Origin of the sequence: Rheinheimera salexigens (assembly GCF_001752395.1) — a bacterium.
Lineage (GTDB): Bacteria > Pseudomonadota > Gammaproteobacteria > Enterobacterales > Alteromonadaceae > Alishewanella > Alishewanella salexigens.
In genome coordinates this window covers 2,745,732-2,759,567 of sequence record NZ_MKEK01000001.1, presented here as the reverse complement: position 1 = coordinate 2,759,567, position 13,836 = coordinate 2,745,732, and the positions used below count along the sequence as shown (strand labels likewise).

Annotated in this window: 12 protein-coding genes; 11 read left to right on the top strand and 1 reads right to left on the bottom strand. The window is 38.2% G+C overall.

All coding sequences use genetic code 11. The features are described 5' to 3' along the window. The first annotated feature begins 33 nt into the window (after window positions 1–33). Together flgK and flgL are read left to right on the top strand one after the other, a co-directional pair. Window positions 34–2,064, top strand: coding sequence for a flagellar hook-associated protein FlgK (gene flgK, locus BI198_RS12535; RefSeq protein ID WP_070049859.1), 2,031 nt, complete (start codon window positions 34–36; stop codon window positions 2,062–2,064). Window positions 2,065–2,068: 4 nt separating this feature from the next. Further along, window positions 2,069–3,304, top strand: a complete 1,236-nt coding sequence (flgL, locus tag BI198_RS12530) for a flagellar hook-associated protein FlgL (protein ID WP_070049858.1) — start codon at window positions 2,069–2,071, stop codon at window positions 3,302–3,304. 81 nt (window positions 3,305–3,385) lie between these two features. Here the strand turns inward: flgL and BI198_RS12525 are convergent, their stop codons facing one another. Next, window positions 3,386–4,444, bottom strand: coding sequence for a putative sugar O-methyltransferase (locus tag BI198_RS12525; RefSeq protein ID WP_070049857.1), 1,059 nt, complete (start codon window positions 4,442–4,444; stop codon window positions 3,386–3,388). A 191-nt stretch (window positions 4,445–4,635) separates the two neighbouring features. Here BI198_RS12525 and BI198_RS12520 point away from each other — a divergent pair, with 191 nt between their 5' ends. The 9 genes from BI198_RS12520 to BI198_RS12480 all read left to right on the top strand — a co-directional run bounded on the left by BI198_RS12520 (window position 4,636) and on the right by BI198_RS12480 (window position 13,834). Next, window positions 4,636–5,463: a flagellin N-terminal helical domain-containing protein gene (locus BI198_RS12520; protein WP_070049856.1), complete on the top strand. Its 828-nt coding sequence runs from the start codon at window positions 4,636–4,638 to the stop codon at window positions 5,461–5,463. 283 nt (window positions 5,464–5,746) lie between these two features. Beyond that, window positions 5,747–6,571 (top strand): flagellin N-terminal helical domain-containing protein, encoded by an 825-nt coding sequence (locus tag BI198_RS12515; RefSeq protein WP_070049855.1) that lies wholly within the window; start codon window positions 5,747–5,749, stop codon window positions 6,569–6,571. Window positions 6,572–6,636: 65 nt separating this feature from the next. Beyond that, a complete protein-coding gene (locus tag BI198_RS12510; protein WP_235605330.1) occupies window positions 6,637–7,047 on the top strand; it encodes a flagellar protein FlaG in 411 nt (136 codons plus the stop codon). A gap of 32 nt (window positions 7,048–7,079) precedes the next feature. Further along, window positions 7,080–8,543, top strand: a complete 1,464-nt coding sequence (fliD, locus tag BI198_RS12505; protein WP_070049854.1) for a flagellar filament capping protein FliD — start codon at window positions 7,080–7,082, stop codon at window positions 8,541–8,543. Window positions 8,544–8,582: 39 nt separating this feature from the next. Next, complete coding sequence (gene fliS, locus BI198_RS12500; RefSeq protein ID WP_070049853.1) at window positions 8,583–8,999, top strand: flagellar export chaperone FliS; 417 nt, start codon at window positions 8,583–8,585, stop codon at window positions 8,997–8,999. Window positions 9,000–9,010: 11 nt separating this feature from the next. After that, window positions 9,011–9,319: a hypothetical protein gene (locus BI198_RS12495; protein WP_070049852.1), complete on the top strand. Its 309-nt coding sequence runs from the start codon at window positions 9,011–9,013 to the stop codon at window positions 9,317–9,319. A gap of 18 nt (window positions 9,320–9,337) precedes the next feature. After that, window positions 9,338–12,160, top strand: a complete 2,823-nt coding sequence (locus BI198_RS12490) for a motility associated factor glycosyltransferase family protein (RefSeq protein ID WP_070049851.1) — start codon at window positions 9,338–9,340, stop codon at window positions 12,158–12,160. Then, window positions 12,160–12,876: a pseudaminic acid cytidylyltransferase gene (pseF, locus tag BI198_RS12485; protein WP_235605329.1), complete on the top strand. Its 717-nt coding sequence runs from the start codon at window positions 12,160–12,162 to the stop codon at window positions 12,874–12,876. The genes BI198_RS12490 and pseF overlap by 1 nt, the downstream gene beginning before the upstream one ends. Beyond that, on the top strand, window positions 12,866–13,834 hold the full coding sequence (locus BI198_RS12480; protein WP_070049850.1) for a hypothetical protein: 969 nt from the start codon (window positions 12,866–12,868) through the stop codon (window positions 13,832–13,834). Before pseF ends, BI198_RS12480 begins: the two co-directional genes overlap by 11 nt. The last annotated feature ends 2 nt before the right edge of the window (window positions 13,835–13,836 follow it).

Sequence of the window (13,836 nt, the reverse complement as noted above, 5' to 3'; positions counted from 1 at the left end):
CCAAGCTAACTACAGCTTACTAGGAAACTAAATATGTCAGATAATTTACTTAGAATTGGTACTTCTGCCGTTTTAGCTAATAGTAGTTTGCTTAATACTACCAGTAATAATATCGCCAATATTAATACCCCAGGTTACGTAAGGCAGCGTACTGAATTTGAATCGCAGCAATTTGGTTTAGGCGTAGGGCGTGGCACCACAGAGCGCTTAGTCAGTGAGTTTACCCAAAAGCAAATGCGCCGTGATACCTCTAATTTAGCTTTCTCAGCCCAGTTTGTTAGCGAAGCCAATAGGGTAGACTCTTTATTCTCTAATCCGGCTAATAGTATCGCCACCGGCATGAACGATTTATTTGCTCAAATACAAACCGCTAACAATGATCCTACTCAGTTATCTAATCGCCAGCTTATTATCGGCTCATCTCAAGCCTTAGTCGACCGCTTCGATGGCATGTCTAATTTAATATTAGATCAAGAAAAATATGTTAATCAGCAATTAGATATCTACGTCAACGAAGCTAACGACTTAATAAAGCAAGTCGCCAGCTACAATAAAGAAATAGCCTCTTTTGGCACCGGTGCCAGTCGGCCAGTGCCTTTAGATTTATTAGATAAACGCGATCATGCTATTTTAAAACTGTCAGAAATGATGGAAGTCACCACTCTAGACTCCGCCAACGGCGAAAAACTAGTGTTTATGACTGGCGGCCAATCGTTAGTGGTTGAGCAAGGTAACTTTCAACTCTTTACCTTACGTGGCGAACCCGATCCTAATCGTAAAGAATTACAGTTAAAGCTAAATTCAAAAAACAGTGTGGTCCGCAATGTAAATGTTAAAGAAATTGGCGGCAAATTAGGCGCAGTTGTCGCATTTCGCGAAGAAATTCTAGATCCAGCCCAACGCCAATTAGGCCAATTAGCCCTAACCATCGCCGACTCTATGAACAGTCAAAATAAGCTGGGTATGACCTTAAACGGTACTATAGGCAAAGATTTATTTACTTTGCCTGAGTTTAAGGCTCTTAATTTTAACGGCGCTGCGGGTAGCATAAATTATAACATTGAGCCGGGTAAATCAGGTCAATTACCACCTAATGATTTTAAGGTAACCATTAATTCTACCATTCCTGGTGAAGTGTTGGTTCAAGCTTTGGATACCAAAGGAAACGTAATTGAAGGTTCGGATATACTTATCCCCGGGCTCGACTTTAGCTCAGACGTGACAATAAACTCTAAAACGTTAGGTTTGCCTGGTGGCGAGGTGTTTGGTCTAGAGATGACGATTAGTAGCTCTGCAGCTGTCGGAGATAAGTACTTACTTAGCCCATTAAGCTCTGCCGCACGCCAATTAGATATGGCTACTAACCGCCCTGAAGATATAGCCCTTGCTAGCCCAGTGCGCGGCACATTTAATAACACTAACTTAGGCAATGGTCGTGTTGAAAGTTTAACGGTGACATCAACCGTAACCAGCCCAGATCCATTTTTAGATAACGCTCCTTACACGCTGACTTATACAGATAATAATGAATTTGAAATTACAGATAAAAACTCTACCCTCCTAGGCACGGCGACTTTTAGTACAAATAACTATAATAATATTTTAGAAAACACTGTACCTGCAGGTCTTGCAGATACACTAGGCTTTGATTTTAATATTAGTGGCCAACCTAAACTAGGTGATAGCTTTAGCTTGGAGTTTAACCAAGATGGTATTAACGATAACCGCAACGGCTTAGCTTTTGCCGAATTGCAAAATGCGGCTACTACGCGCCGAACTGCTGATCCCACAACTAGCGCGGCAATTAATAAATATAGCTTTAACCAAACTTATGCCACTATGGTGGGTAGCATAGGCGAGCGTACGCGCCAAGCCCGTACCAGCGAAGAAGCCAACTCAGCAATATTAAGCCAAACCACACAATGGTATGAATCATTATCAGGCGTTAGCTTAGATGAAGAAGCGGCAAACCTAGTGCGCTTTCAACAAAGCTATGCTGCGGCCTCGAAAATAATTTCTACGTCGCAAACTATTTTTGACACCCTATTACAGGCGGTGAGGTAAAATTATGCGTATCTCTTTTAATATGCAATTCAGTCAAAGTTTAAACGGTATCTTAGATGCGCAAAAAAGAATGTCGAAGGCAGAAGAGCAACTCGTCAAACAAACCCGTATTTTGTCGCCAGCCGACGATCCAGCCGCAGCAGCAAAAGTATTAGGCTTAGATCAAAACTTAGCCCAAATAGAACAATTTCAAAAAAACAGCGTGTTATTAAAAAATAACTTAGGGCTAGAAGAAACCGTACTCACCAATATGCGTACCGCTTATGATCGCATTAGCACCTTAGCTCAAGCCGCTGGTAACGGCACTTATGGCCCAGCTGAGCGTCAAGCACTGGCGCTAGAATTAAGAAACATTCAAGCTGAAATGTTTGATGCCATGAATACGACTAATGCCGATGGCAGTTATATCTTCGCTGGCTATCAAGATCGAACGGCAGCCTACGAGAAAGACCCTGTCACTGGTGACTATCAATTCAAAGGCGATGACGGCTTTCGTGCCTTACAAATATCGCCTTCGATAAAAATTCCAGGCAATGATAGCGGTAAAGCGATTTTTGATGATGTATTTGCCCGCATTAAGCCTTTAGGCCCTAATCTTATTAGTGGTAGCCCCAGCTCAATAAGTATTGAAGTATCGGCCCAAAATAAACTTAATGCCTTTTATGCTAATAACTATGACAATCTAGACCCCACTAACAACACTTATAACATTACAATTGATGTAGCAAATAATTATACCATTTTACAAAATGGCAATCCGTTAACGCCAGCTGTTAGCGGCACCTATGTGCCAGGTGAAGTGATTGAGTTTCAAGGCTTAGCGATAAAAATTGATGGCGCAGCAGCTGCGCCAGGTCAAATAGACTTTGAGTTACCCTCACCAGTAAAGAAAAACATTTTAAATACTCTACGTGACTTTATTCAAGTATTAGAAAACCCCGCAGCATCTAGTGCATCTATTAATGAAGCTATTGGTGATGCGCTTGCCCAAACCGAGGACAGCGCCAGGCGTATCGACAGCACCTTATCTAATCTAGGTGGCAGAAATAACGTATTAAACAGTGTATTTAATAATAATGAAGATTTAACTATTAAGAATAAAGAATATCGTGCTGATTTAGCTGAAGTAGATTTTGCTGCTGCCATGACCGAAATTAAACGCCAAGAAGTCGCCATGCAAGCGGCATCTTCTACTTTTGGTAAAATTTCTGCTTCGACTCTTTTTGACTATATACGATAAAAATTGAACTATATTGATTGATACTTACAGGTGCAAACTTTGCAGCTAGTTAAGCGTGCTAACTAGCTGCAATAATGAGGGTTATTTGCGTTTAAACAGCAATAATTCCGAATGAAAATTGTCGACAGTTTTAAAGCCAAACGGTAAAACTTGACGGGTAACTAACTGATAGTTTGGTAACATATCAATATAGTCGTCGGTTAAAATAGGTTGCTCCACACCAAGATCTTCTGGGTTTAATTTAACTTGCTTACCTTCTTTAATATTTCTCAATAAAATCCACTTGGTCTGCAATCTATCGACATGGTTTAAATAATTTTGAACTATATGCGGCTCCATTTCTTGAAACGAGATAAAATTAACAAACAAATCAACTTGGCCAATAACTTTCGGTAATTGCCAACTAGTTAGCACAGATAGGCTGGATAACTGGTTAATATCAATAGTTGTTAAATTTTTTGTATCCATATAGCCGGTAATTTGTTCAGCCGGAACCGCCTCGCGTAAATATGACTCTGCTATACAAGAGGTTGGCGGAATATCTATATCAATATAGCGCAGCTGGTCAATATTACTCTTGGCTAAAATTTCGCCTAAGGAGCCAAATCCGCCTCCTATTTCAAGTACCGTTTTGATCTCTATATCTATATATTGCTTGAGCAGTGTAAGGCCTAACAAATAGTTAAGTGAAGAACGGCTATACATTTTATTATCAAATTCAAACTGCTCTATTGGTTTGCCATAATCAGACTCTGAAAAAAGATGTATTGCAGGTAATGTATCAGTATCGTTAGCGGCGACAAAAACCCGATAATCAGCTAATGCGGCTTGATAACCATTTAAGCACAGCTCTAAAGATTTTTGCGCTTTTATTGCTTCAGGATACTGCTGAATGAATGAATCTAATATCGTTTGCTGCATTTCAGCAGTAAAGCTATTACCTGGTACACCAAAAGTGGGCACGAAAAAGCCTAAAGCTTCAGGTAAAGCCCTAAAGTTATCCATGCCATGTTGTTGAACAGCTTGGGCAATATTTAGTGAGGCTTTAGCCCAAAATGTTGAAGGCTGATACAAGGATTCTTGTTGTTTCATGTCATTAAAAGCTTGTGATAATGCCTCGTAGGTATTGACTTTACTCATAAAGGTTTCCAATTCAGATTAAGACTAAAAGTATTTCGTAAATGCTCATTAAGATACGGACTTTAGTTATTTTGTATTTATTCTAAAAAAAGAGCTAAAGAAAAAGCCGAGTTGAACGATATATATAGTATCAGGCATTTAGTCGCTAATAAGACTCTACGCTAAAGTTATTATATCCAAGGAGCAACATCATGGCATTATTCGTTAACACTAATACATCTTCATTGAATGCACAGCGTCAAATGATTAATTCGGGTAACGCATTAGACACTGCATTTAAACGTTTATCATCAGGTATGCGGATTAATAGTGCGGCTGATGATGCGGCTGGTCTACAAATTAGTAATCGTTTAACTAGCCAAATAAACGGCTTAGACCAAGCTGGACGTAATGCTAACGATGGTATTTCTTTAGCGCAAGTCGCTGAAGGCGCAATGGATGAAATTACTAACTCATTACAACGCATTCGGACGTTAGCGATTCAATCCCAAAATGGTATTAATGGTGATGAAGATCGTAATGCGTTACAAAAAGAAGTGTTAGCATTAAAAACTGAAATGAGTCGGATTGCTACAACCACCCAATTTGGTGATCAGAACTTATTAGCCGGTACTTTTTCTGCTAAGTTTTTAGTTGGAGCCAATGCCAATCAAAATATTAGTGTTAACTTATCCAGAACGGACGGTTTTGGAGCTTTAGGACTAGGCATAACAGCGTTAACTGTTTCAACTGTTGGTGGAGCTTCAGCCGCGCTAGCCCTCGTAGACAGTGCAATTAAAGCTGTAGATAGCAAACGGGCAGATTTAGGTGCAGTGCAAAATCGGTTCCAATCTACTATTCGTAACTTAGCGAATATTTCTGAGAACGTCTCAGGCGCTCGCAGTCGAATTCGCGATACTGATTTTGCTAAAGAAACTGCAGAGTTAACTCGTCAACAGATTTTGCAACAGACTAGCCAAACAATTTTAGCGCAAGCTAATCAGCGGCCACAAGCTGCACTAAGCTTATTACAAGGATAATTAATAGGTAACTGACTATAAATTGCTAGAGCAATTATAGTCAGTATTACAGTAGTGGAGTGACTCGTAAAATACAAAGCCACCTTAAGGTGGCTTTGTATTTTTTGTACTAAATAACAAAAAATACAAAATTAAATAAAAAAACTAAAGTTAATAAAAATGAAGCCGATAGCTTGTATAAGCCAAGTTGCAGCTTGGTTAAATTAACGGGATATCCCGCTTGTAATGACAAAAAATTATAGTTTTTAGTATTTAAATTAAGCTAAAAACTAAGGAGTGACTCATGGCTTTATTTGTTAACACCAATACTTCGTCGCTAAATGCGCAGCGTCAATTATTAAATTCTGGCTCAGCATTAGATACTGCTTTTAAACGTCTTTCATCAGGTATGCGGATTAACAGTGCGGCTGATGATGCGGCTGGCTTACAAATTTCAAACCGTTTAACCAGCCAAATTAATGGATTGGATCAAGCAGGGCGAAATGCTAACGACGGCATTTCATTAGCGCAAGTCGCTGAAGGTGCGATGGATGAAATTACTAATTCATTACAACGTATTAGGACTTTAGCTATTCAGTCTCAAAATGGTATTAATGGTGACGATGATCGCAATGCGTTGCAAAAAGAAGTTACAGCTTTAAAACTAGAAATGAGTCGAATTGCCACAACCACTCAGTTTGGTGATCAGAACTTATTAGCCGGCGCTTTTTCAGCTAAGTTTTTAGTGGGTGCCAACGCTAACCAAAATATTAGTGTTAACTTATCAAGAACTGATGGTTTTGGCGCAAAAGGTTTAGGTATTGAAGCATTAACTATTTCAACTGTTGCTGGTGCTTCTGGTGCTTTAGCTTTAATAGATAGTGCGATAAAAGCTATAGATGGTAAACGGGCTGATTTAGGTGCGGTGCAAAATCGGTTTCAATCTACTATTCGTAACTTAGCCAATATTTCTGAAAACGTTTCTGGCGCCCGGAGTCGTATTCGTGATACCGACTTTGCTAAAGAAACTGCAGAATTAACTCGGCAACAAATTTTACAACAGACTAGCCAGACGATATTAGCTCAGGCTAATCAACGGCCACAAGCAGCCTTATCACTATTAGGCTAAGCAGCAAATAAATTAAGGGGGGCTTTAGCCTCTCTTAGTTTTACTTTATTTTTTTGGGGAAAGTTATGGATAATGTAAGTAATACCTCAATGCTAAGCAATTTAAACTCTAAGACAGATATTAATTTGATAAGGGATGCAAGTTTAGCGACAAAAAATGCTACAGTAACTACTGTAGAAAAGTCGCATTATTCAGCAGAAATAGAGTCAGTTGAGGCCGGTGTAAAGCCCAGTGATAATGAAGTTGAACAAGCGCTTGATGTTGTAAATCAAGCCGCAGTGTTTCAGCAGCGCGCTTTAACCTTTAAACTAGATGAAGATTCCGGCCGTACAGTGGTAACCGTTCTAGATAAAAATACAGAACAAGTGATCCGACAAATACCGACTGAAGAATTATTGAAAGTCTCCCAAGATATTAAGAAGTTGCAACAAGAGATGGGGCAGTCGCTGGGTTTACTAGTTAATCGTAAAGTGTAAGTGATATATATTAATCGAACAATGAGGTTGCTATGGCAAATATTAATTTCTTAGGTGCAGCATCTGGCTTACCTTTAGAGGATTTAGTCACTAGTTTCGTAAATAGTGAACGAGAAATTCGATTTGGCAGAATTAATAAAACCAAAGCAACTTTAGATGCATCGTTGTCTGGAGTCGGCAAACTTAAGTCTGCTCTATCTGCATTTCAAGATGCGGCAAACAAACTAAGTGGTGATAAGTTTAAACAGCGTTCAGCATTGGTTACTCAGCCAATCGAAGGCAAGTCATTTATTGAAGCTACAGCGAATAGCAATGCGTCGGCATCGAGCTTTGATATCAAAGTAAATCAAATAGCCCAAGGTAGTCGGTTAGAATCAGCTGATTTAGCTTTTAGCAGTGCCGATGATGTCATTGCTACCAGCGATGGTAAATTAACCTTTACTGCAGGTAGCAAAAGTTTTGATGTTGATGTTACTGCTGGTATGACCTTAGAACAGCTAAGATTAAAAATTAATGACAGTAGTGCTAACTTTAGCGTTAATGCCAATATTATTAATGCTGGTGGCAGTGTTGGCACTAAATTAGTTTTAAACTCATCAGAAACCGGTGAGGGCAATGATTTAGTTATATCAAATGACAATGCCGAATTAGACGCTATTTCTACCCAACCCACAGGTGTATCAGCAGGGTTAAGTTCTGTGCAAGCAGCTCAAAATGCCATTGTTGAAATTGATGGTATTATTGCAACTAGTGCAACGAATAAATTTGATAATGTGATACAAGATATTAGTTTAACCGTAGTCGCTAAAACCCCAGAGGGTAATAATGCTAAGTTAGATGTTGATGTTGATAAAGATGCTGCCAAAACTAATATCAAAGCCTTTTTAGACAGCTACAATCAGTTGGTTGATCAGGTGGCTAATTTAACCAAAAATAGAACCCTAGGTGCAGATGGTCAATCGGTTACCGGCGCGAACGGTGCGTTAAAAGGCGACCCTTTACCAGGCTCAATAATGTCGCAGCTGCGAAATATTTTGGGCAGTACTATAAGCGGTAGTGACCCGCAAATGAACTCACTGTATTCGTTAGGTGTTACTCTTAATAAAGAGGGTAAATTAGAAATTAATACTTCTACTGAATATAGCGAAACTTCGGGCCAAATGCGTTTTAATAAAGCACTAGATGAAAATTTTGATGCTATAGGTAAGATGTTTGGTAATGAGTCTGGTTTGATCACTAAACTTGATTCTTTTATTAAAGAGTTTAATAAGTCAGGTGGCGTTATTGCGAGCAAAGAATCATCAATCAACAGCCAAATAGCAAATAATACTAAAGCTTCTGAGGCAGCGAGCCGATATATAGAAAGTTTCGAAAAATCATTACGTAGCCGGTACCAAGGATTAGATGTTTTGCTTGCCGAAATGCAACGAACGCAGGCGAATGTTGCTTCAGCATTATCCAGCTTGCCAGGATTTGGTACGACTAATAAGACATAATGATATTTTGATTATCATACTATATTTGGAGAGCAAGCTATGAGTTACGGAATTAAAGCATATAAAGCAGTCGGCGTTAAAGATGATTTAGCCGTTGCCGATCCGCATCGCGTGATACAGTTGTTAATGCAAGGTGCTTTAGAAAACCTAGCAAAAGCTAAGGGGTTTATTGAACGTAAAGATTTTCCTGGTAAGTCAAAAACTCTTTCAAAAGCAATGGCTATTATTAGCGCATTGCAAAAGTCATTAGATATGGAAGCGGTTGCGGATATTTCCGACAACTTAGCGGCGCTTTACGACTTTATGTTAAATCATCTTATTTTAGCTAGTACTGAAAATAGTGTTGAAAAAATAACCGAAGTGATGGGCTTGTTATTAACAATAAAATCTGCGTGGGATCAAATTTCAGTTGCTGATCGTGAGTATGGCTATGAATTACAGAGCCAAAGAGCGTAGGGAGCGGGTTAATGGATAGTCTTGATAATTTCAAATCCAAGATATCATTACTCAAATGTGAGATAAATGTTTTGCTACAGTCAAAAGAATATAACGTGGCTGAAATAATTAATAAAATGGTTATATTCAATACTTTATTAACGATAAATGCTGCTAATATTAGCCGTTCCGAACAGATTAGGCCTTTTTTAATAACCAACCAAGAGTGGCTAACGGTAACGATAGAAAAATTGCAAAAAGAACAACAGTCTGTCGCTAATCAAATGATGCAATTACAACAAAGAAAAAAGGTTGAAATGAAATACAGCGTTCATCAATAATATAAAACTAGGGATTAGATGCTAAAATTTATTAACTACCAACTTGATGATGAAGAGCGGCAACAACAGCTAGAAACTCAGGTTACTCCTTTACTTCAACAGAGGTGGACCAAAAACCTTAATGCTATTAAAGAGTACGACCCTGCACTAAGTTCAAAAATTCAACAGTATAACTCATCAAAACACTCAATTTTTTGTACCAAAACTGCTCAATTAAATATAGTTAATATCAATACGGGGCGAGTGCTTTATCAACAGGCGCCAGAGCAAGAAATGATTCAAGAAGTGCAAAAGTTCATCCAAAATGCACCTTTTGTCAGTGTTCAGCCAGTTAATGAGCATAATGATTGCGAGCCTTTACCTGTTAAAGTTGATGCCCTAATGATGTTTGGTTTTGGCTTAGGTTATCAAGTTATTGAGCTGTTAAAAAACAGTGCTATTCGCTATCTAGTTATTTATGAACCTAACTTAGAAAATGTTGCATGCTCAATTTACAGTATTGATTGGCAAGAATTATTTGATTTAGCAAACCGTAAAGGAACACAGTTATCATTTCAATTCGGTAATGCAGCGACAACGATTGTAAATGATATTAAAGAACTATTAGGATTAATTACTGGTTTAGATAAAATTTATCTTTACCGTCACTTATGCCATCCCGTTTCTGATGAGGTATTTGCATTCCTATTGCAAAACAGTGGTGATTTAGCAGCATTATCTTTATCAGGCCGGCAATTTGTAGGGTTTAATCTAGCGATTGATTATGTTGCACCTCACGTTAATAACGTTTTAGGTTATTTAGATAAAAAAGTGCCACTGTCGAACAGCATCAATGCGCGGTATGAGAAAAATATGCAAGCATTTTCTCGTCTTTATCCAGAGATTTACCAATTATTTAGCCAATATAAACCTAGTAGCTGGCAATTAGTTGAATATCCAAATGGCGATTGCAATTTATGGCATAAAGAACGACGCGTATATCTTTATTATAATTTGCTAGCGGAATCTACGGCCTTAATAGAGCAATATTTAGCGCAACCTTTTAAAGATGATGTGATGGTTGGTTTAGCATCGAGTGAAAAATTTAAAAGTTTTGTCCATTATCAATATATAGATAAACTGCAGCAAATTTTTTTAAATTTAAAAAATGAACAACATCCTTTACCCGAGCAGGTGGATTCATTAATTGTTTTTGGGGTTGCATTAGGCAAACAAATAGAAACATTAGTTAAAAAAGTCGATATCAAAAATCTCTATATATGTGAACCTAATTTAGATTTCTTTTATGCCAGCTTGTTTGTGACTGATTGGGATGCCATTTTTACTAGTATCGACAAAGAAAACAAACGTATTTATTTGAATATAGGCGGAGATGGAACAGTATATTTCTCCGATTTTATGGCTCAGTTTTATCAAGTGGGCGCTTTCGCAATTGCTAATACTTATATGTTTTCAAGTTATTTTTCCCCTGAGTTATTAAATGCAGCACAAAGTTTAAAACGGCAACTCAAGGTTGTGCTAACGATGGGGGAATATTACGATCATGCTCGTTATGGTATTGCTCACACTTATATCAGCTTAGAAACTGAACATAAGTTTATGAAGAAAGATCGTACTGTCACTGATACTTTAGCAGCGAAAAATATCCCTGTATTTATCATTGGTAATGGACCAAGTTTAGATCAAAGTATTGACTATATTAAAGAGCACCGAGCAAGAGTAATTGTAGTAAGTTGTGGCACAACCATCCGATCTTTATATCAATTGGGTATTCAACCTGACTTTCATGCTGAGGTTGAGCAAAATAGAGCAACTTTTGATTGGATCACTCAAGTTAATGATAGGGCTTACCTCAAAGGGATTAAGATTATCTCTGTTAATGGTTTACACCCAGATACTGCCAGTCTTTTTGCTCAAAGCTATCTAGCATTTAAAAGTGGGGAAGCCTCGACTCAGCTATTTCAAACCGCTTTAGCAAAGCGCGGTTTTGATGTGGCATCGTTAGCCTATGCATATCCGACAGTGTCAAATATGGTATTAAGTTATGTGTTGGAAATGGGCTTTAAAACTATTTACTTATTTGGTGTTGATTTAGGCTATACCGATGTAGCTCAACATCACTCTAAACATTCCGCTTATTATACTTCTTCAGGTGCAGAAGTGTATGACTATAAAGCTTTTCATGGCAATGCTATGGCAGTGAAAGGAAATTTTCGGCCCTTGGTTTATACTAAACCAGAGTTTGATGTTTCTCGCCAAGTATTAGAGCAAGTTATTGCCACAATGCAACCGGATGTTGAAATCTATAATTGTAGTGACGGCGCTATGATAAAAGGAGCAGTAGCATTAGCACCGCATAATATATTGTTGGGTCATGAAATAACTGATATAGCTACAGCTTTAGAGCATTATTTATCAGAGTTGTATTTTTCTCAGTCTTTATCAGCGTTTGCTAAACCAATTTTAGATTTTTATGATTTGAATTTACTTAGCGATAGTATTTCACAGTGGCAGAAGTTGGTAGCTCAACCAGTAACAACGGTTCTAGAAGCCAAAGAATCTATTAATAAACAGTGGGAATTTATTAAAGCTGAGTCCACAGATAAGCATAATTTACTATTTTATTTGTTTTATGGTAGCACCAATTATTTTTTAAGTGTATTAACCAAAGTATTACCTAAATCAGAGAACAATGCGCAAGATTTTATTCGATTTAATCAAGTCCGCCAATATTGGCACGATTATTTGGCGGACGCACTGGATGATTTTGTTTCTCAGCCGATAATAGCAGATAAGGTTAAAGTAAATTACTTACCTAAACTAGCAACTAAAGGAATGTAATGGTGAAAGTTGCAATAATTCCAGCTCGCGGCGGTAGCAAACGTATTCCGAGAAAAAACATTAAAGACTTTTGTGGTCAACCGATGCTTAGCTGGCCTATTACTGCTGCTATTAACTCTGGATTATTTGAGCGCATAATCGTATCAACAGATGATAGCGAAATTGCAGCCATAGCTGAACAGTGTGGCGCTGAGGTGCCGTTTATCAGGCCAAGCAGCTTAGCGGATGATCATTCTGCAACCGTGCCAGTTATACAAGATGCCATCACAAGATTAAATTTGGCTACTTCAAACCAGGTGTGCTGTATTTATCCTACAGCAGCTTTTATTCAAGCTACTGTTCTACAAGCTGCATTTGAACTATTACAGCAAACCGGGGCTGACTTTGTTATGCCTGTAACTGAATTTAGTTGTCCATTAGCACGTGCGCTCAATTTAGATCTACAAGGTCGATTACAGTTACTACAAAATGAGAATGAAAATAGTCGTACCCAAGATTGTGCAACGCACTATCATGATATTGGTCAGTTTTATCTTGGTACTGCTGCGGCTTGGTTAAGTCCTAAAGCCTTTTATGCCCAAGATGTGAGGGGACTAACTGTTCCGCGCTATTTAGCCCACGACATTGATACACCAGAAGACTGGAAATATGCAGAGTTGGTTTTTAGCCAGCTAACAAAATTAGCAAAAATAGCCATTGCTGAAAATGAAAACTAAATTAATATATTTTTTATGTGATGCTAACGAAAAAAGTGGTATGGGGCATTTTCTGCGTTGCATTGCTTTGGCAAAAGCTTTAATTCAAGAGAATATCAAGGTTATTTTTGTCGGCGACTATAGTGGAACTGCGCAAGGTTTTGCTGAATATTTCGGAGTTAATTTACAACTAAATAAAGCCTCAATAGAGCAAAGAGTACTACAACTTCAGCAAGCAAGTGCGATTATAATTGATAGTTACTGTTTTGAACCAACAAAATTACCAACCGAGCATCATTATGTATTGATTGATGATTTTTGCCAACATGGTGCTTATCCTGTACAAGGCGTGCTTAACTTTACTTTGGCTGCGATGGATTATGATTATCTGATTAAAGGCGCTCAGCATCAGGCTTTAGGTTTAAAGTACTACTTACCGCATCCGGCAATCTCTGAGTTGAAACTTGTCGATACGGTTAGCAATATAAAAAAAATACTAATTATGATTGGCAGTGGTGATGTGGATAAGGTAGGTATTCGAATTGCCGACTTGTTATATAGCCTTGATTTAAATTTACAAATTAAGATAGTGGGTAAGCCACCAGTTGGTATGACACTGCCTTATAAGTTTATCGCTGCCACGCCACAAGTCGATCAGTTATATGGCTGGGCGGACTTTTGTATTACCAGTGGAGGTTTAGCCAAGTATGAATGTGCTTATTTGGGGCGACCGGCAGCGGTAATTTCATTAACAAAGGCCGAACTAGCAGAAACTATACAGTTTAGTCGAGCTGGGCTTTGTTTTAATTTAGGATCAAGTAATGACATTTGTCAGCAAGATTTGTGTGTACAATTAACGGGACTAATTGATTCAAAGTCGCAACGTTTAGCTGCAAGTGTAGCTTGTACTCAAATTTTTTCTGAAGGCTCTGCTGAAAATGCAGCGACCTTTGCCTTAGCATGCTTTAATGGACAGTAAAT